The organism is Flavobacterium sp. Leaf82 (genome assembly GCF_001422725.1).
Taxonomy (GTDB): Bacteria; Bacteroidota; Bacteroidia; order Flavobacteriales; family Flavobacteriaceae; genus Flavobacterium.
The window spans coordinates 1-18,194 of the sequence record NZ_LMMA01000037.1 but is presented as its reverse complement, the minus strand read 5'-3'; the positions used below and the strand labels follow the sequence as shown (position 1 = coordinate 18,194).

Genomic DNA, 18,194 nt, shown 5'->3' with positions numbered 1-18,194 from the left:
GAATGATTTTATTTTTCTATAATCTCAATTTTTACAATAATTCCTCCGCTTTTTTTATTTGAAGTAATATCCATAAAAGCTTTTTTAGACAAATCGATTTCTCGTCCGTTTATAAAAGGACCTCTGTCTGTGATTTTTACAATTATAAATTTTTGGTTTGCTTCGTTTGTAATTTTTAGCTGTGTGCCAAAAGGGAGTTTTTTATGGGCAGCAGTTAGTTTTGAGTTGTCGAACCTTGCGCCGCTTGCTGTTTTTCTTCCGTTAAACTTATCGTGATAATAAGAGGCGTGCGCTTTTTCTTTATACAATGTTAACTTCTCTGTTTCAGTGTTTTGATTTAAGGATAAATTTTCTTGTGCAATAGTTGTCAATGAGATAGCAAAAAAAAGGTGTAATAATAAGATTTTCATTTCTGTAATTTTCTGAATTTTGCACAAAGAGAGCTAATCACAAGAAAATTGACAGATCATAAAAGTTATATTTATTGTATAAAAAGACATTTTTTATTTTATTCAAGTTCTAAAATCATCGAATAATTTTTAAACATTTAACCAAAAAAAAGAGGCTCTTATGAACCTCTTTGTCTTAATTATATGTTTTATAAAGATTATTTCGTCTTTAATAAATTTTCCAGATATTCGTTTTTATCTTTTTCGGCTTGCAATAAACGTTCGTAAAGCGTTTTGATTTCTTCGTGAGCTTCTACCAATTTATCAAACGGATTAAAGGTACATGCATTAAGATTTCCAAAATTAGCGCCCTGACTATTACTGAAATCATTATCAGTAAAAGTATTAAAATAGTTAATCATGTTTTCTTCTGAGAAATTTTTTATAGCTTCTACAGTCACACCAAGTGCTTTAGCAACATCTGCGAGTTTTTCGTCATCTATTGTTTCGCTGTTTTCAATGGCAGATATTGTTTGCTGGCTTATCCCGAGAGCTTGCGCCAAAGCTTCTTGTTTCATGTCTTTAAGTTCACGAATACGGCTAATCTTGCGTCCTATATGACTTGGTTTTGTTAATGTGCTCATAGCTCAAAGATAATAATTAGAAATAATAAATTAAGGAAATGGTAAAATACATACTCATTACTTTACGATACCAATAAAAGGAATGCAATAATAAACTGCTTTAATCATGTGTATAAAACAAAAATACAATTTTTCATACACTTTTAATGTTGAAAGTAATTGATAATGTTGTTGATTTTGATTTGTGAGTTTTCTGTTTAAAAAAGCGACACTCTTTATAAAATTACGGAGGAATGATTTATTTTGTAGCGGCAGATTTTAATCTGCTGAAGATTAATTATAAAGCAAAAAAAAAGTCTTTTCATTTCTGAAAAGACTTTTTTGTCGGGGTGGCAGGATTCGAACCTGCGGCCTCCTGCTCCCAAAGCAGGCGCGATAACCGGGCTACGCTACACCCCGAAGATGTATTTGTTGTACTGCCCGTAAGCGGATGCAAATATAGTAATAAATTTGTTTTAGAAAAGAAAAATCTCAAAATAAATAAAACTTATTTTGAGATAGTTATTTAGGATTTGATTTCATGGTAAATTTTTATAATAAAGTTTACATTTGCATCACTTAAAACTATAGATATTATGTCAGATACAATCGAAAAAATTAAATGCCTAATTATAGGTTCTGGTCCGGCAGGTTATACTGCGGCTATTTATGCAGCCAGAGCTAATATGAATCCAGTTTTATATCAGGGAATGCAACCAGGCGGACAATTGACTACAACAAACGAAGTAGAAAATTTTCCGGGTTATGTTGATGGAGTTACAGGACCAGAAATGATGGTTCAGTTACAGGATCAAGCAAAACGTTTTGGAGCTGATATTCGTGACGGATGGGCTACAAAAGTTGATTTTTCAGGAGATATTCATAAAGTTTGGATTAACGATGCTATTGAGCTGCACTGTGAAACTGTTATTATTTCTACAGGAGCATCTGCTAAATATTTAGGATTACCATCAGAACAGCATTATTTGCAAATGGGTGGCGGAGTTTCGGCTTGTGCTGTTTGCGACGGATTTTTCTACCGTAATCAGGAAGTTGTAATTGTTGGAGCAGGAGATTCTGCTTGCGAAGAAGCACATTACTTGTCTAAACTTTGCAAAAAAGTAACGATGCTGGTAAGAAGCGAAAAATTCAGAGCTTCTAAAATTATGGAAGAACGTGTTCGTAAAACCGAGAATATCGAAATTTTAATGAACCATGATACAGTTGAAGTTTTGGGTGATAACCAAGTTGTTCACGCTATTAAAGCGCTTAACAAAACTACTGGTGAAGTTATCGAAATTCCTGCAACAGGATTTTTCGTAGCAATTGGTCACAAACCAAATACTGATATTTTTGCAAATTACATTAATCTTGATGAAACTGGTTATATCATAAATACTCCGGGAACATCTAATACAAATGTACCAGGTGTTTTTGTAGCCGGAGATGCTGCAGATCATGTTTACCGTCAGGCAATTACTGCTGCAGGAACAGGATGTATGGCTGCATTAGATGCTGAAAGATATTTGGCAGCGCAGGAGTAAGTATTCTTAGTCTCAGTTTTCAGTCTCAGTCTCAGTTTTCAGTTAATCTCAGATTTTGTTTTGGATGTTGAAATGAAAATAGATAATAAAAAAGTCCCATTCGATAAGAATGGGACTTTTTTATATAAAGTGTTTAAGATTATCTAGAGGAAATTTATTCTAATAAAGGTGCTTTTTCTTTTAGTTTGATTGCGCCTGGTTTCTTAATAAGTTTTGCTTCTTCGGTAAAACGAGTAATGTCAATTTTTGCGTTTCCAAATAAAGAAACTTCAGATTTGTCTCCGGCTGCGATTGAGATCGAATTTTCGGCTAATACAGTTGCCGCTGCAGAACCTTCTGTAGTAAGATTGGCTTCTTTTAAGGTGAATTTTGTTCCTGTAAAAACGGAATTGTTATCCAGACGAATTGTTGCTTTTTCAGCAATACCTTCAATTGCTGCAACAGCTTTTTGGTACAAATCGCATCTGAATTTTATAGCAGATACTAATGTTTTTATAGCAGAGTTTTTGCTCAATTGCAGGTTTGCATCTTCTGATTTTAAATTCAGTTCGATTCTTGATTTATCATCTGCAAATAAGCTGAATTTTTTTGAGTTTACATTCAGGAATAATTTAGCATAATCAAAAGTATTAAAAGTAATATCATCTAACTGAAGTTCCTGAATAGCATATACTACAGATTCATTTTTTGCAATTACAGTTTTTAATGATTTTGTATACGTAACGCGAACGACTAGTTTTTTGAAAATAGTACTTTCTTTTGAGGTATATAAACGAAGTACTTTTTCTCTTAAATCCATCCCGATAATATCATGTAAGTTATCATCGGCTTCAATTTTTATTTCATTTTTTTCTCCTCTTTCAAGGTATACTTCTAAATTATCATCGGCTTCGATTCCGTCAAATTCTCCTACTTCTTTTATTGAAGTGGTTACAATTTTAGATCCTTTAATTTTTTCTCTTCTCTGACCAAAACTTAACGTCGTCACCAATAATAATAGGAGTATGGCTGTATTTTTTTTCATTAATTCTAGATTTGATTTTCACAAATATAAAAAAATCATCCACTTTCGATGAATGATTTTTTTATATTTAACAGATAAATATCGTTTACCCCTGGCTGATACTTCCTCCTGAATTCGAAGTTTTCTCGATTGTTTTTGGTGCAACATCATAATTGATGCTTCCTCCGCTGCTGGCCTCTGCTTTTAAACGTACGATTGCATGAACATTTGTACTTGCTCCGCTTGAAACATCTGCATCAACTTCGTTTGCCAGTAATTTGTTTGCATTTATACTTGATCCGCTTGATGCTGAAGTTTTAACTGTTAATGCTTTTCCTTTTAAGATAATTGTACTTCCGCTGCCAGAATCAGCAGAAACGTTGTCATATTCTATATTAATATCCAGTGTTGCAGCGCTTGAAGTTTCAATATCAATGTGCTCGCCTTGCAAAAGTCCCTGACTCATTACGTTAGCAGCACTTGATGCTTCAAGTTTGTCAATATTGGGCATTTTTACCGTCACTTTTTTTGTAACATCTCTAAAAGAACCGCGTTTGCATTTAATAATTAGTGTTCCGTTTTCAACTTTTGTAGAGATCTCTTTTTGTACATTATCATCAGCTTCAACAACAATTTCGGTTGCATCAGATTGAATAATTACCAGATCAATTGCATTGCTTACAGAAATTTTTTGAAAATCTCCCTGTACGATTCTTTTTTCTTTAGTAACATTTCCGCTTCCTTCAATTGAGTTCACGTTAAAATTACAAGAGGCAAACAATAATGCGGTAACAGTCGCAATAATGAATTTTGTAATATGAATGATTATTTTTATCATGGCTTAGTTAATTTTGATTATAACTCCGTTTTTGTCAGTGGTTAGTCTTCCGTTGGTTTTTTTTCCGTTTAAAACTTCTTTTCCATTTATTTTAATCGAAACTTCGTTTACAGTATCATTTTCAATATGGGTTTCTTCTTCGTTTACATCTTCATAATCATTTTCTTCAGATGGGCAATTCAGACATTTAATTTTCGAACCTTCAACTTTATAGTTGTAATTACCACTAAAGTGTAAGTTGAAAAAATCATTTTCTGAGTCATCATAATCCTGAACAGATGCATCCGGTTTGAACAATTGTCCTTCAGGTAGGTATAAATAAACGTCGACTTCCTGACCTCTAAATTTGTTTTTTACGTCTGTAAGAAAATAATTATCCAAAATTAAATGATTTCCTTTAATCTCAAACTTATAATTAATTTTTTCTGCTCTTTGTTTTGCAGATATAAACGAATTTCCTCTTGCGCTTTTTTCTATTTGTATATAAGGAGAAGTTTCATCAGTGCGCAAAACATGCAAACGAACATCGTTTGAATATAATAATTGATTGTTAGCTGAATCTTGTACGAATTCGAATTCTCTGTAATGATTCAGGTCTTTTGCGTAATAATCATTGTATCTGAATTTTACAAATAATGTATCTTTCGTCGTGATGTTAAGCGCTTTTTTCTCTACTGTTTTATTGTCGTATGATATTTCTGTAGCTTGTTTAATTCCAATACTAATGGCAATTGCAACTGCAATAATCCAGATTGCCAATAAAGTATATTTTACAATATTACCAATAGATTTTAAGTTTGGAGATAACAATTTGAAACCTAAAAGTGTCAAAAAGAAAAACGGAATCCCAACGGCAAAGAACATTAATAAACCAAATGACCAGATAGGATAATCAGTAAAGTTTCCTGCTTCTACAAAATTTTGCCAAGGAAAATCAACAAATACATTCGTTCCTAAAGTAAATACCCCAATCAATAACATGATCAAAACACTAATTCCTGACATGATTAAGATTACGCCTAAAAACTTAGCAAAGATTTTAAAAACCGTCATAACAAAATCTCCAAATGAACTACTTATTCTCTCAGCTCCTGACTTTACCTGGTTTCCCATTGCATCATAATCTGCATTTTTGAATTTGTTAGATAGAGATTCAATTTCTTCACGAACTTTTTTCTCAATGTTCGAAATAGTTACCGGTTCACCAGTCATTTCAAGTTTTTCTGATGTTGTAACCGCTTCCGGAGTTACAATCCAAAGAACGAAATAAGCTAAAATACCAGTTCCAAAACCTGCAAATACAAATACTAAGAATAGAATTTTTATCCATACAGCGTCGATTCCAAAATAATGACCTAAACCGGTTGCAACACCACCAATCATACCTTTTTCTTTATCACGGTATAATTTTTTATGCTTTCTTGATCCGTATTCGTTAAAAGACTGATTAGATCTTTCTTCGTCTTCCAGAATGTAGTCTTCCGGTTGTCCCATTACCACAATCACTTCATCAACATCTTTCAGTCCTACAACATGCTTGTCGCTTTTTTGTTTCTCAATTAATAATTCAGATACACGCATTTCGATATCCTTAATGATTTCGTCCTGACCGGATGAGTTATTTAGTGATCGTTTTATTGCGTCAAAATAGCGTGTCAATTTTAAATATGCATCTTCATCTATGTGAAAAACCATACCGCCTAAGTTAATATTTACTGTTTTGTTCATGACTTATTGATTTTGATTGGTGATTAGATTTACGGCGTCAGACAATTCTGTCCAGGTACCGCTAAGTTCGTTTAAAAATGTTTGTCCTATTTCGGTTAATCCATAATATTTTCGAGGTGGTCCTGAAGTCGATTCTTCCCAACGATAATTAAGCAAACCGTCGTTTTTCAGCCTAGTCAAAAGTGGATAAACTGTTCCCTCAACAACTAGTAATTTTGCGTTTTTTAAAGTGTCTAATATTTCTGATGTGTATGCGTCTTTTTCTTTTAATACGGATAAGATGCAAAACTCAAGAACACCTTTGCGCATCTGTGCTTTTGTGTTTTCAATGTTCATAATTTCATTTTGTTTTTTTTTGATTGAACAATTCGTTTTTTGATTGATGATGATTGATGATTGATTTTGATTGATGATTGATCCCGAAACGATCCTTGTTGATTGCTTGTAAAGTTTCGACTATACTTTTAATTTTTAATGTTACACTGAGCGAAGTCGAAGTGCTTTATAATTTGGATTACTTTATAAAAGGAATCGCTAACGGATATTTATAGAATTCACCGTTTGAAGTTTTTATTGAAGCGTAAATCACTAAAAAGAATTCTACAAATTTTAATAATCCAAAAAGTAAAACTGCTGTTGCTCCAATACTTAAAATTCCAATATTTCCATCGATATTAAGATTTCTGATGATTAAATCTTCATCGTTAAAAACCGTGTTGATTGGCAGGTTTTTTAGAAGTACAAAGGCAAAGATTGGAATTGCAATTAATGCCAGAATTAAGGTGTAAAGCAAAAGACTTAATTGAAAATTTAACGTTTGTTTTCCGCTATAATTTACAAATTCTGATTTGTCTTTGTAACTCGTCCAGATTAATATCGGGAAAATATAATTCCCAAACGGAATGATGTATTGACTTAAAGTACTTAAGTGCGTGAACGTTGCAATGTTTTTTTCTGATGTTGTTTCCATGATGAGTGGTGTTGTTATTTGCATGATTAAAAGTATATAGTATTTTCTTATGCAAATATATGTCTAAAAGACAGTATCTTGTTTTACATAGTACCAAATATTAACATTATTTTAACAAAGTTAAAATTTAAAATTGCCTTATAATGCATTGAAAATCATCGGGAAGCCTTGATTTTATTAGCCCTTTATGAAAGTAAAAGCAATTTATTGTGCGTGCATAGTTTTTTTGTATTTTTACATAAAAAAATAAATCACATGGCAATATCAGTTTCTAAACTCAACAAATTTGTGTTATTCAAATTACCATCTGCTTACTTTTGTGGTGTGCGTGTAAAGGCAATCGATGAAGATAGATGTGTGGTAAGTGTAAAACACAGATGGATTAATCAGAATCCTTTTAATTCTATGTATTTTGCGGTTCAGGCAATGGCAGCAGAGTTAACAACAGGAGCATTGGTAATCTCACAAATTCAGCAAAGCGGAAAAAAAATCTCAATGCTGGTAGCCAATAATAAAGGGAACTTTACCAAAAAAGCAACCGGAAGAATAAATTTTGTTTGTAACGACGGACACTTAATCGCAGATGCAATAAAAAGAACAATCGAAACAGGCGAGGGACAAACTTTCTGGATGAAATCTATAGGAACAAACGAAGAAGGCGTTCAGGTTTCTGAAATGGATTTTGAATGGAGCGTAAGAATTAAATAGTTTTTTTGCCACGAATTCCACGAATTGACACTAATTCAAAATGCTTAATGCATTTTGTAGAAAAGTAATTCGTGCTAATTCGTGGAATTCGTGGCAAAAAAATAACATAAAAAAATGCCTCAAATATTTGAGGCATTTTACTTTTAACAGCGTTACGATTATTTTTTAGCGCAACATTTCTTGTCCTTTTTGTCATCTGTCTTTTTGCAACAAGATTCTTTTTTAGTTTCTTTTTTTGTTGCTGGTTTTGTGTCTTGTGCTTGTGCACCAATTGTAAATAAAGCGATCGCTAATACGGCAAATAATTTTTTCATTTTTTGTATAATTTAATTGTTAGTACTTTTCTTTAGATTTAATCTTCATTATAAAATTTAGAGACCCATTTGTCAAAATCAGTCTTGTATGTTTCCTGCGCATTTTCTAAAATAGATTCAGTTTCATCTATCGAATCCAGATTAAAATTTTCTTTAAGCCATTCTTTATATTCCGGCAAACCTTCACTTTCTTCATAATCATCTTCATCTTTATAAAAGTAAGCTTGTTCGTGATCTACAGAGATTTCAGTATCAAAAGTCAGTAATTGCATAAATTCGAAGATGTTTTTTGCGACAATATGATAACCTCCTTCATCACCAAAAACGACTACAGGCAATTCGTTTAGGGATTTATTTTGGTCGTTATTCCATAAAACGTACATAGAACCCGAACCGTTTGCCTGTGCAAAAGGCATTAATTTGTCTAAAAAATCAGGATCTTCAGACCAGGATGCAATTCCAGATTTATCATCTTTATATAATCCAAAACCCTGAGAATAATTTTCGTATCCCAGTTCTTCGTTTATCTCATAAAATAAAGTTAGCTCGTTCGTGATCTGACCGTTAAAATTCTTTTTGAAATCTTCTAAATTCATAGTTTGATGGTTTACTTAGTATAGTTTTTACTTAAATATCAATTTCAAATATAATAAAAGTCGTTTTTAACTTAGATGAGAATATGATAATTAATAATTAAGATTTAATCCAAAGCCAACTCCCATATCACTGTCATAATGAGTTGTGATCCCAAAGTTTCTGGCAACGATATATTTTAAACCCGCCATATATTCCTTATCCGTATTCCACATTAAGTTCATTCGCAAACGTCTTGCAAGCGGAATATCTTTTCGCTCAAATTGAACCCTTACATTTCCATCGGTGTAAACCTCAACCTGAGCTTTTACAAGCATTGGCAAAGTATATTCCATACCGGCACTAAAAACCGAACGGTTGTCTTTGGTATTCTTTTGTCCGAACATATTTTGTTCCTGCTCATCCATTCCCATTTTTCTATAGCGCCAATCGAAACCTATAAAAGGCATAAACCATTGCATTTTTCCAATATATCGACCAATATGCGTTTCGGTTTCATAACCATGTTCATTGTTATAACCCAATCTCCATTCCGTGCCAATGCTCCAACGCGTGTTACTGAACATTGCTTCACCGTCATTTCCGTTTGACGCAAAATCATTTTCCGCCATAAAATGAAACATTCGATCATCCATTTTTAGCATTTTGTATGCCATTTCAGGATGATGAATCAACGGATTTGGAGCCGAATTTTCATAAGTAAAAATACGTCCCATTCCCGCCATCATATGATATAATATATGACAGTGAAAAAACCAATCGCCATCAGCATTTGCCTGAAACTCGATTGTATCAGTTTCCATTGGCATAATATCGATCACGTTTTTAAGCGGAGAATATTCGCCATGTTCGTTAATAATCCTGAAATCATGTCCGTGTAAATGCATTGGGTGACGCATCATCGAACCATTATATAAGGTAATACGAACGGTTTCTCCTTTCTTAATTAAGATTTTATCCGTTTCAGAAATCACTTTGTTGTCCAAACTCCAAACATAACGGTTCATATTTCCGGATAATTCGAAACGCAATTCTTTTACCGGAGCGTCTTTGGGTAAAGTTGTAACGGTTGGAGATTTCAGCATTCCGTAATTCAAAGTCGTAATTTCGGCAGTTTCAGTAGAATCGCTTGACATTTTCATATCGTCCATTTTCATGTTTTGCATATTATGCATAGAATGATCTTCGGTTTTTGTTGATTCATCTTCGCCCGAAATTTCAGGATACATTACAGCATTCATGTCCATTTTGTTCAGAGACATTTTCATACCCATATCGTTCATTTCGCCGTTCATCTTCATCATGTCATTCATCATTTTCATGCCTTCAAAATATTTCAATTTCGGAAGATGTTTGACAGGCTGTTTCGTTCCTTCGCCTAAAAACAAAGAAGCAGATCCTGTTCTGTCTTCGGCTGTAGCCAAAAAAGCAAAGGATTTATGATCTTCAGGAATTGTCACGACAATATCATAAGTTTCAGAAACCGCAATAATCAATCGGTCAACTTCTACAGGTTCAACATCGTTTCCGTCGCTGGCCACAACCGTTATTTTTCCGCCGCCATAAGTCAGCCAGAAATAACTCGAAGCGCCTCCGTTTGCAATTCGCAATCTGACTTTATCACCCGCTTTAAATTGCGAAAGCTGATCTTCATTTTTTCCGTTAATTAAAAACTTCTCATAATATACATCACTCACATCCATGGCATTCATGCGTTTCCATTCGTTGGTGATTTTTGTCGAGAATTGCCCATTCTTGATGGCTTCGGCATAACTTTGAGTCGTTCCTTTTTTTATAGCAAACCAATCGTTGGCATTATGCAGCATTCGTTGAACATTCTCAGGTTTTAGATCCGTCCATTCACTTAGGATAAAAGGAATTGTTGGTAAATCATCAATCCCTTTTCTAAAAGTTGCATCGTCTTTCTTTTTATTGATAATGAAAAGACCATACAAACCAATTTGTTCCTGCAATCCAGAATGGCTGTGATACCAATACGTTCCGTTTTGAATAATTGGGAAACTATATTTATGTGTCGTTCCGGGTTTAATTGGCATTTGCGTTAAATACGGAACTCCATCTTCTTTATTCGGAAGAAATAATCCATGCCAATGCAACGCTGTATCTTCGTTTTTTAATTCGTTATGAACATAAATCTCCGCAATATCACCTTCAGTAAAAGTCAAAGTTGGCATTGGGATTTGTCCATTCACGGTAAGTGCGCGTTTTTCTTTTCCCGAAAAATTGACAATCGTATCGCGAACGTATAAATCGTAACGAACTACTTTTTGAGCATTTGCGCTAAAAGCAATTAAAAAGACAATTAGAATAGTATGTAGTTTCATATTGATTTATTAAAGTTTTAGATTTCGCAATCTTAATGCGTTTACAATTACCGAAACGGAACTCAAACTCATTGCAAGTGCAGCCAACATCGGCGAAAGCAAAATCCCGAATACCGGATATAAAATTCCCGCGGCGATAGGAACGCCCAAAATATTATAGATAAAGGCGAAGAATAAATTTTGTTTGATATTTTTCATCACCGAATAACTTAGTTTTTTAGCTTTTACAATTCCGTTTAAGTCACCTTTTACAAGCGTAATTTTGGCACTTTCGATGGCAACATCAGTTCCGGTTCCCATTGCGATTCCAATATTGGCTTGAGCCAAAGCCGGAGCATCGTTGATTCCGTCACCCGCCATGGCAACAATTTTACCTTCGGTTTGCAAACGCTGAATTTCTTTGAGTTTATCTTCAGGAAGACAATCAGCTTTAAACGAACTTAAGTGCAATTGATTTGCAACCGCTTTGGCAGTATTGCCATTATCTCCCGTCATCATAATCACTTCAACACCTTGATCGATTAAATCTTTTATCGCTTTTACACTATTTTCTTTAATGGCGTCTGTAATCGTTACATAACCCAAAACAACTTTATCAACGGCGATATAAGAAACGGTTTTGCCCAGATTTTGTTCGGTAATAATCTTGTTTTCGATGTCTTCAGAAATCGAAGCGCCAACCTGAAGCATTAGTTTTTTATTTCCTAAAGCTACTTTTGAGTTATTCACAGTTCCTATAACTCCTTTTCCGGCAACGGCTTCAAAATCCGGAACGTCAAGAATTGTTTGGTTTTTAGCTTTAGCAAAATTTACTACGGCTTGCGCCAAAGGATGCTCGCTATGTTGGTTTAGTGAAGCAATATTTTGAAGTAAAACATCTTCATTATTATTAACAGCGTATATTTTTTCTACAGAAGGTTTTCCCTCCGTAATAGTTCCGGTTTTATCCGTGATCAAAACATCGATTTTGCTCATGTTTTCCAGAGCTTCGGCGTTCTTTATCAGAATCCCGAATTGCGCCCCTTTGCCAACTCCAACCATTACAGACATTGGAGTTGCTAATCCTAAAGCACAAGGACAAGCAATAATTAAAACAGCAATTGCATTAATTAATCCGTAGATGTAAGCCGGTTCAGGACCAAATTTTGCCCAAACGAAAAATGTTATAATCGAAATAATAACAACGGTTGGAACAAAATATTTGGCAACTCTGTCGGCTAATTTCTGGATTGGCGCTCTCGAACGACTTGCATCATTTACCATTTGTATAATTTGAGAAAGCAAAGTTTCTGAGCCTACTTTTTCTGCAATCATAACAAACGATTTTGTTCCGTTTATTGTTCCCGCAATTACAGTATCGCCCACTTTTTTATCAACCGGAATTGGTTCTCCGGTAATCATGGCTTCATCAATATTGCTTTCGCCGATGGTAATTTTTCCGTCAACCGGAATTTTCTCTCCAGGTTTTACACGTAATAAATCTCCTTTTTTAATAGTATGAATCGATATTACTTTATCATTTCCGTTTTCTACTAAAGTTGCTTCGGTTGGAGCTAATTTCAATAAAGCTTTTATGGCTCCATTTGTTTGTCCGTGAGCTTTGGCTTCTAATAATTGTCCTAATAAAACTAAAGTTATAATAACTGTTGCGGCTTCAAAATAAAGATGAATAGTTCCGTGATGTGATTTAAATTCAGCTGGAAAAATATCAGGAAAAAACATTCCGGCAATACTAAACAAGAAAGCAACGCCAGTTCCAATCCCAATAAGCGTAAACATATTCAGATTCGAGGTAATAACCGATTTGTAAGCGCGAACAAAAAACATCCAGCCCGCATAAAAAAGCACGGGAATTGAAAATAAGAATTGAACCCAATTCCAACTTTCAATAGACATTATTTTATAAAGAGGATTGTCAGGAATCATTTCTGACATTGATATAATAAAGATCGGGAGCGTAAACAAAATCGCAATCTTCATTTTCTTTAATAAGTCAGTATAAGTTTTATTTTCCTCAGATTCAGAAACTTGCATTGGCACTAAATCCATTCCGCAAATTGGACAATCGCCTGGTTCATTCGAAACAACTTCCGGATGCATCGGACAAGTAAATTGAGTTGTGTTTATAGCAACTTCTGGAACTAAATCCATCCCGCAAACGGGACAATCTCCGGGTTTGTTATAGGTTTTATCACCTTCGCAATGCATCGGACAATAAAAAACTCCGGTTGTATTATGATTGTGAATTAAAGTGGTTTCTTTTTTGTGATGATGTCCTTCGTGATTTTCTTTCTTATTACTGGAACAACACGATTTAATGGGAGCTTCTGAGGTATTTTTAGACGAAGTCATCTCAATAGTATACTTTCCGGCTTCGGTTAAAGCTTCCTGAAATTTTTCAGTTGCAACATGTTTTTCCATTGTTATAGTTGCCAATGGAGGATTTAAAGTTACTTCGGCCTGAATTCCTTCAATCGTATTCAAAGTTTTCTCGACTTTTTTACGACATCCATCGCACGACATTCCTGAAATTATATATTGATGCGTCATTGTTTTATCTTTTTAAGTATTACAATGCAAATTTCTGAAGTAACGTTTACTTCGGTTTGTATAATTTTGAGAATGATTTGTAATATTTATGAAAAAGAGATTTAACCGCAAAGTGCGCAAAGATTTTTAGTTAAAAGAGAGTGATTCACCATCTAGTTTGTCATTTCGAGGAACGAGAAATCTTCGCAAGTGGCTCTACAAAGCTTGGATTTTCGTTGCAGAGTTTCTTGTGAAGATTTCTCGTTCCTCGAAATGACAAAAATAAGAGCGCTCTTAGCGGTTAAATAGTATTACAAATTCTCAATCTGAATTCTTTTTTTATCCTTCAATTGTTTGAAATAAGTAGGAGTGAAGCCCGTGATTTTCTTGAACTGATTGCTCAAATGGGCGACATTACTATAATTTAGCATATCGGCAATTTCGCTTAACGAATGTTCATTATATATAAGGAGTTCTTTTACTTTCTCGATTTTCTGACTGATAAAATATTTTTCGATAGTAGTATTTTCAATTTCTGAGAAAAGATTACTCAAAGTGCTGTAATCCTGATTTAGGTTTTCGACTAAATAATCAGATAAATTGATTTTGAGATCATTGTTTTTATGATGAACTAAATCAACGATGAGGTTTTTTATTTTCTCGATCGTTTTACTTTTTTTGTCATCAATAAAATCAAAACCTAAAGCCTGAAGATTTGTTAGCAGAATTTCTTTCTGAGAATCGGTGATGTCATCTTGCAGTTCGATTTCGCCTAATTCAACAGAAATAGTATGAAGTCCAAGTTTTTCAAACTCAGACTTCACAACCATTTTACAGCGACCACACACCATGTTTTTGATGTAAAGCGTCATATTTATTTGATGGTTTCTACCACGTTTCCGCAAGTCAGCATCGAAGAACCGTAATACGGATTCTTAACTGCTTTTTCTTTGCTTAACCAATCAGCGTCTGCCATTGGACAATATTGTTTGTAGACAACTTCACCAGATTTTGAAACTTTCACTAAGTCGTAAGTGCTTTTAGTTAAGGATTTAAAAGTTTCACGTTGTTTTTTAATATCTGAGCTTGTCGAAATACTTTTAGCATCAGCAGTTAATTTCTTAACGACTTTCATCCAAACAGTATGTTCGTTGCTTTTAAGTTTATCCATTTTTACTGCGGTAATTGCTGTCAATAAATCTGTGGCTTTCGCCGAAGTTAATTTAGCATCACTTTTAATCAAGGCATCTTTTACAGTAAAATAAGCATCATAAACGGCTTGTAACTGACTTGAATCTACATCTTCAATTGTAGTTATTTCTGTTTTGATTGTAGTTGCCTGAATTGTATTTGCAGAAAATAATACGATTATTACTGCTGCTATAGTTGATATTGTATTTTTCATTTTATAAGATTTTAATAGAGAATGAATTTATCCTCTAAGTTAAATAATTTATTTTTTTATAGGATGTTTTAATCTCGCAATTCCGATAGCTATCGGATGAAGAGTTTGTTTTTTTGCTTAGAACCTTAGTATCTTAGAGCCTTTGTGGTTAAACCCAATTATGGCTGTCAGAAATAGAAATATTATATTTTTGGCGGAAGCCAAATAGAAGTAAAACCATCAGAAATACTGATGTTTTTATAATAAGGAGTTGTTTTTTCAGTAGAGAAATTGAATAGATTATTATCAAATTCAAATTCGTTTGTTGTTATTAAACTAAACGATAATCCAGAAGTAGTACAACCGGAATGATCACATTTTCTGTTGCAGCCATTTTGCTCTTTTTTAGAATTATGATTGTCTTTGCAACAATCTTTTTTGCAAGAATCGGTAGTTTCTTTTTTAGAAATTGTCTTTTTCTCGCAAGACATTTTTTCAGAAGCTTTTCCACAAGCATAACCAGAATTGGACATCAAAAGGAAGCCAAGAGTTATGAAAAGAAATAATATGTGGAGCTTTTTTGCCAATGAAATTATTTTAGAAGTACAAATTTAGATATTTTTTTTAAGCGTTGCTATTTATTTAAGATTTCCAATTTTAAGTTTTCTTAAAATCTGTTGGCTTCATGTTTTTTCGCTTTTTAAAATAGTTTGATAAGTGACTTTCATCGGTAAAACCAAATTCATAAGCAATTTGCTTAATCGGTAATTGGTTGTTATGAATTCGTTTTTCGATTAGAGTTGTTCTTAAATTATGAATATAATCGCGATAACTAATCGAGAAAGTTCGTTTGAAATAGGCACTAAAATAAGTTTCGGCAATATTAAAATGACTCGCGATTACTTTAATCTGAACTAATTTTGGCTGATAAATATTCTGATGAATATAAGAAGTGATTTGTTCGTTATCGATAGAATTTCCTTTAACAACAAGGTTTTGACCACGCATGGTTTCTTTAATTAATCCGAAAATCGAAAGAATCTGATAAAATACAATTGGCGAAGTCGACACATCGGTTTTACAATTATAGGCGGCAATATTTTCGATTGTATTCTTTAATATTGTCTTGCAGGGATCGTCGAGTTTAAGAACAGTTTCTTTTAGCGTTTTATCACGCATGAAACTTTCCGGAGTATGTATTAAGAATTCGTCGCAAGTAAGATTCTGTTTCGAATTAAAATAATTGTCCGTAAACTTAATATAAAAGAAACGAGTACTTTTTTTAATATCAAAATAATGCTCGTCTTCTGGTGAAATCACAAACAGATCTCCCGTTTTATAAGGTAATAAGTTGTTATTCAAGTGATGAACTCCGCTTCCTTTTTTGATATAAATAATTTCATAATAAGTATGCGTGTGCGGCGGAAGGTGAAATTTCTCATCTTCAAATTCATCAATAACCAGAGTTTTGAATTGATTTAAAATAGGCATGACATAAAATTACAAGTTTATATCGCAAATATACAACTTAATTTAAGGTTAACAGTGTTAAATTTGCACCATAGAAAGTCTATTCCTTTCTTGTAAAACAAATGAAAAAAAGTCTTATTGCACTCTCATTAGGAGGATTAACAATTGGTATTACCGAGTTTGTTATGATGGGTTTGTTGCCAGATATTGCCTCAGATATGAAAGTTTCGATTCCGGTTGCGGGATATTTAATTTCTGCCTATGCTTTGGGTGTTGTTATTGGAGCTCCTTTATTAGTAATCTTAGGAAGAAACTTTCCGCCAAAGAAAATGCTTTTAATATTAGCTTTAATGTTAACGGTTTTTAATGCACTTTCAATAATTGCACCAACGTATAACTTTTTATTCGCATCCAGATTTCTTTCGGGATTACCACACGGAGCCTTCTTTGGAGTTGGAGCTGTAGTTGCAAGCCGTTTGGCAGACAAAGGCAAAGAAGCTCAGGCGATTGCCATTATGTTTTCTGGTTTAACGCTGGCTAATTTAATTGGTGTTCCAATTGGTACTTATATAGGTCATAATTTTATATGGCGTTATACCTTTGTATTAATTGCGGTTGTTGGACTGCTTACCTTTTTGTTTATTTCTTTATGGATGCCAAATCTGGAGAAAAGCGGAAATGTGAATATGAAAACACAATTACAGTTTTTTAAGAAAACAGAAGCCTGGTTAATAATTGGGATTACGGCAATTGGGTTTGGAGGATTGTTTGCCTGGATTAGCTATATCGCACCTTTATTGATAAATGTATCTAAATTTTCTGCAGAAGATGTTTCTTATATATTGATTCTTGCAGGATTAGGAATGGTGGTTGGAAACTTTTTAGGCGGAAAACTGGCTGATAAATATTCTCCGGCACCTACAGTATTAGCATTATTATTTGTAATGTCTATTGATTTAATCTTCGTTTATTTATTCTCTTCTAATCAATACATTTCATTATTCCTGACTTTTTTAACGGGAGCTATTTCTTTTTCCGTTATTGCCCCAATTCAAATGTTAATGATCAGAACTGCTAAAGATGCTGAGATGATAGCATCGGCAGCACTTCAGGGAAGTTTTAATATCGGGAATGCCTTAGGCGCATTTTTGGGAGGTTTGCCTCTGGTTGCAGGATATAGTTATGCTTCGCCAAATCTTATAGGTGTTGTAATGGCGGTGATTGGTATGATTATTACTTTTATTTTAATGCAAAAACATAAAAGCAATTTACAATTGCAACGTGCATAAAACATAGAAATACTTTAAAATAGCAGTTAACCCTTAAACAAACTTGTTTAAGGGTTTTTTTATGTCCAAATTTTATCTTTCTCTCTATTTAAGGTCTTTATGACTACATCATGATTTTTTATTAGTAGGAATATTAGTGTAGATCTGTATCGAATTGAGCTTCTCAAGCCATTACATTATCAAAATAAGGAAATTCAAAAGCATGAAAAACTCTTTTTTACCATTGTATAAATGTAGAAAAAACACTTAATAATATTGTAATTAGTTTCTGTGTAATCGATTGTTTTTTTTAGAAAATCGCAATGAATCTTTCAATTATAAAAATATATTTCATATTTATATTGAACTTAAATTACACATGTCATATAAAAAAGCACTTTTATTTTTGATATTTTATTTTTTTTAGGAAATTTTTATGAATTTTTATTTTTGATATTTTATTTTTTTTAGGAAATTTTTATGAATT

At 33.3% G+C, this 18,194-nt stretch carries 18 protein-coding genes and 1 tRNA gene; 3 read left to right on the top strand and 16 right to left on the bottom strand.

What is annotated here, in order from left to right:
- Positions 1–8: 8 nt before the first annotated feature.
- From ASF10_RS23130 to ASF10_RS23120, 3 genes are all read right to left on the bottom strand, one after another.
- Complete coding sequence (locus ASF10_RS23130; protein ID WP_056254919.1) at positions 9–410, bottom strand: septal ring lytic transglycosylase RlpA family protein; 402 nt, start codon at positions 408–410, stop codon at positions 9–11.
- Between the two features lie 197 nt (positions 411–607).
- Entirely contained in the window at positions 608–1,033 is a 426-nt protein-coding gene (locus ASF10_RS23125) for a helix-turn-helix domain-containing protein (RefSeq protein ID WP_056254917.1), read from the bottom strand.
- A 324-nt stretch (positions 1,034–1,357) separates the two neighbouring features.
- Positions 1,358–1,432 (bottom strand) — tRNA-Pro (locus ASF10_RS23120).
- A gap of 176 nt (positions 1,433–1,608) precedes the next feature.
- Between ASF10_RS23120 and trxB the strand changes: the two genes are divergently transcribed.
- A complete protein-coding gene (trxB, locus tag ASF10_RS23115) occupies positions 1,609–2,556 on the top strand; it encodes a thioredoxin-disulfide reductase (protein WP_056254915.1) in 948 nt (315 codons plus the stop codon).
- 154 nt (positions 2,557–2,710) lie between these two features.
- Here the strand turns inward: trxB and ASF10_RS23110 are convergent, their stop codons facing one another.
- From ASF10_RS23110 to ASF10_RS23090, 5 genes are all read right to left on the bottom strand, one after another.
- Positions 2,711–3,580: a GIN domain-containing protein gene (locus tag ASF10_RS23110; protein WP_056254912.1), complete on the bottom strand. Its 870-nt coding sequence runs from the start codon at positions 3,578–3,580 to the stop codon at positions 2,711–2,713.
- An 85-nt stretch (positions 3,581–3,665) separates the two neighbouring features.
- Positions 3,666–4,397 carry a head GIN domain-containing protein gene (locus ASF10_RS23105; RefSeq protein WP_056254909.1) on the bottom strand — a complete coding sequence of 244 codons (732 nt, stop codon included), beginning with the start codon at positions 4,395–4,397 and terminating at the stop codon, positions 3,666–3,668.
- A gap of 3 nt (positions 4,398–4,400) precedes the next feature.
- Positions 4,401–6,125 carry a PspC domain-containing protein gene (locus ASF10_RS23100; RefSeq protein WP_056254906.1) on the bottom strand — a complete coding sequence of 575 codons (1,725 nt, stop codon included), beginning with the start codon at positions 6,123–6,125 and terminating at the stop codon, positions 4,401–4,403.
- 3 nt (positions 6,126–6,128) lie between these two features.
- Positions 6,129–6,461 (bottom strand): PadR family transcriptional regulator, encoded by a 333-nt coding sequence (locus ASF10_RS23095; protein ID WP_008464689.1) that lies wholly within the window; start codon positions 6,459–6,461, stop codon positions 6,129–6,131.
- Positions 6,462–6,639: 178 nt separating this feature from the next.
- The gene (locus ASF10_RS23090; protein ID WP_056255232.1) at positions 6,640–7,095 is read right to left on the bottom strand and encodes a DUF4870 domain-containing protein; all 456 of its coding nucleotides are present in this window, start codon (positions 7,093–7,095) and stop codon (positions 6,640–6,642) included.
- 255 nt (positions 7,096–7,350) lie between these two features.
- Here ASF10_RS23090 and ASF10_RS23085 point away from each other — a divergent pair, with 255 nt between their 5' ends.
- Complete coding sequence (locus ASF10_RS23085; protein ID WP_056254903.1) at positions 7,351–7,803, top strand: DUF4442 domain-containing protein; 453 nt, start codon at positions 7,351–7,353, stop codon at positions 7,801–7,803.
- A 158-nt stretch (positions 7,804–7,961) separates the two neighbouring features.
- Here the strand turns inward: ASF10_RS23085 and ASF10_RS24300 are convergent, their stop codons facing one another.
- From ASF10_RS24300 to ASF10_RS23045, 8 genes are all read right to left on the bottom strand, one after another.
- Positions 7,962–8,117, bottom strand: a complete 156-nt coding sequence (locus ASF10_RS24300) for a hypothetical protein (RefSeq protein WP_157849081.1) — start codon at positions 8,115–8,117, stop codon at positions 7,962–7,964.
- Positions 8,118–8,155: 38 nt separating this feature from the next.
- Positions 8,156–8,713, bottom strand: coding sequence for a hypothetical protein (locus ASF10_RS23075; protein WP_056254899.1), 558 nt, complete (start codon positions 8,711–8,713; stop codon positions 8,156–8,158).
- A gap of 90 nt (positions 8,714–8,803) precedes the next feature.
- Positions 8,804–11,056 carry a multicopper oxidase family protein gene (locus ASF10_RS23070; RefSeq protein ID WP_056254895.1) on the bottom strand — a complete coding sequence of 751 codons (2,253 nt, stop codon included), beginning with the start codon at positions 11,054–11,056 and terminating at the stop codon, positions 8,804–8,806.
- A gap of 9 nt (positions 11,057–11,065) precedes the next feature.
- Entirely contained in the window at positions 11,066–13,606 is a 2,541-nt protein-coding gene (locus ASF10_RS23065) for a heavy metal translocating P-type ATPase (RefSeq protein ID WP_056254892.1), read from the bottom strand.
- A 290-nt stretch (positions 13,607–13,896) separates the two neighbouring features.
- Positions 13,897–14,457 (bottom strand): helix-turn-helix domain-containing protein, encoded by a 561-nt coding sequence (locus tag ASF10_RS23060; protein ID WP_056254889.1) that lies wholly within the window; start codon positions 14,455–14,457, stop codon positions 13,897–13,899.
- Between the two features lie 2 nt (positions 14,458–14,459).
- Entirely contained in the window at positions 14,460–14,990 is a 531-nt protein-coding gene (locus ASF10_RS23055; protein WP_056254885.1) for a DUF3347 domain-containing protein, read from the bottom strand.
- A 182-nt stretch (positions 14,991–15,172) separates the two neighbouring features.
- A complete protein-coding gene (locus tag ASF10_RS23050) occupies positions 15,173–15,556 on the bottom strand; it encodes a hypothetical protein (protein WP_241775006.1) in 384 nt (127 codons plus the stop codon).
- Between the two features lie 70 nt (positions 15,557–15,626).
- Positions 15,627–16,460, bottom strand: coding sequence for an AraC family transcriptional regulator (locus tag ASF10_RS23045; RefSeq protein ID WP_056254882.1), 834 nt, complete (start codon positions 16,458–16,460; stop codon positions 15,627–15,629).
- A gap of 101 nt (positions 16,461–16,561) precedes the next feature.
- Between ASF10_RS23045 and ASF10_RS23040 the strand changes: the two genes are divergently transcribed.
- The gene (locus ASF10_RS23040) at positions 16,562–17,728 is read left to right on the top strand and encodes an MFS transporter (RefSeq protein ID WP_056254879.1); all 1,167 of its coding nucleotides are present in this window, start codon (positions 16,562–16,564) and stop codon (positions 17,726–17,728) included.
- Positions 17,729–18,194 lie beyond the last annotated feature (466 nt).

Excerpts from the sequence above, each read along its gene's own strand:
- ASF10_RS23110 (WP_056254912.1), bottom strand. The coding sequence starts at position 3,580 with ATGAAAAAAAATACAGCCATACTCCTATTATTATTGGTGACGACGTTA.
- ASF10_RS24300 (WP_157849081.1), bottom strand. The coding sequence starts at position 8,117 with ATGAAAAAATTATTTGCCGTATTAGCGATCGCTTTATTTACAATTGGT.
- ASF10_RS23085 (WP_056254903.1), top strand. The coding sequence starts at position 7,351 with ATGGCAATATCAGTTTCTAAACTCAACAAATTTGTGTTATTCAAATTA.
- ASF10_RS23045 (WP_056254882.1), bottom strand. The coding sequence starts at position 16,460 with ATGCCTATTTTAAATCAATTCAAAACTCTGGTTATTGATGAATTTGAA.
- ASF10_RS23055 (WP_056254885.1), bottom strand. The coding sequence starts at position 14,990 with ATGAAAAATACAATATCAACTATAGCAGCAGTAATAATCGTATTATTT.
- ASF10_RS23065 (WP_056254892.1), bottom strand. The coding sequence starts at position 13,606 with ATGACGCATCAATATATAATTTCAGGAATGTCGTGCGATGGATGTCGT.
- ASF10_RS23040 (WP_056254879.1), top strand. The coding sequence starts at position 16,562 with ATGAAAAAAAGTCTTATTGCACTCTCATTAGGAGGATTAACAATTGGT.
- ASF10_RS23105 (WP_056254909.1), bottom strand. The coding sequence starts at position 4,397 with ATGATAAAAATAATCATTCATATTACAAAATTCATTATTGCGACTGTT.
- ASF10_RS23090 (WP_056255232.1), bottom strand. The coding sequence starts at position 7,095 with ATGGAAACAACATCAGAAAAAAACATTGCAACGTTCACGCACTTAAGT.
- trxB (WP_056254915.1), top strand. The coding sequence starts at position 1,609 with ATGTCAGATACAATCGAAAAAATTAAATGCCTAATTATAGGTTCTGGT.
- ASF10_RS23125 (WP_056254917.1), bottom strand. The coding sequence starts at position 1,033 with ATGAGCACATTAACAAAACCAAGTCATATAGGACGCAAGATTAGCCGT.
- ASF10_RS23060 (WP_056254889.1), bottom strand. The coding sequence starts at position 14,457 with ATGACGCTTTACATCAAAAACATGGTGTGTGGTCGCTGTAAAATGGTT.
- ASF10_RS23075 (WP_056254899.1), bottom strand. The coding sequence starts at position 8,713 with ATGAATTTAGAAGATTTCAAAAAGAATTTTAACGGTCAGATCACGAAC.
- ASF10_RS23095 (WP_008464689.1), bottom strand. The coding sequence starts at position 6,461 with ATGAACATTGAAAACACAAAAGCACAGATGCGCAAAGGTGTTCTTGAG.
- ASF10_RS23100 (WP_056254906.1), bottom strand. The coding sequence starts at position 6,125 with ATGAACAAAACAGTAAATATTAACTTAGGCGGTATGGTTTTTCACATA.
- ASF10_RS23070 (WP_056254895.1), bottom strand. The coding sequence starts at position 11,056 with ATGAAACTACATACTATTCTAATTGTCTTTTTAATTGCTTTTAGCGCA.
- ASF10_RS23130 (WP_056254919.1), bottom strand. The coding sequence starts at position 410 with ATGAAAATCTTATTATTACACCTTTTTTTTGCTATCTCATTGACAACT.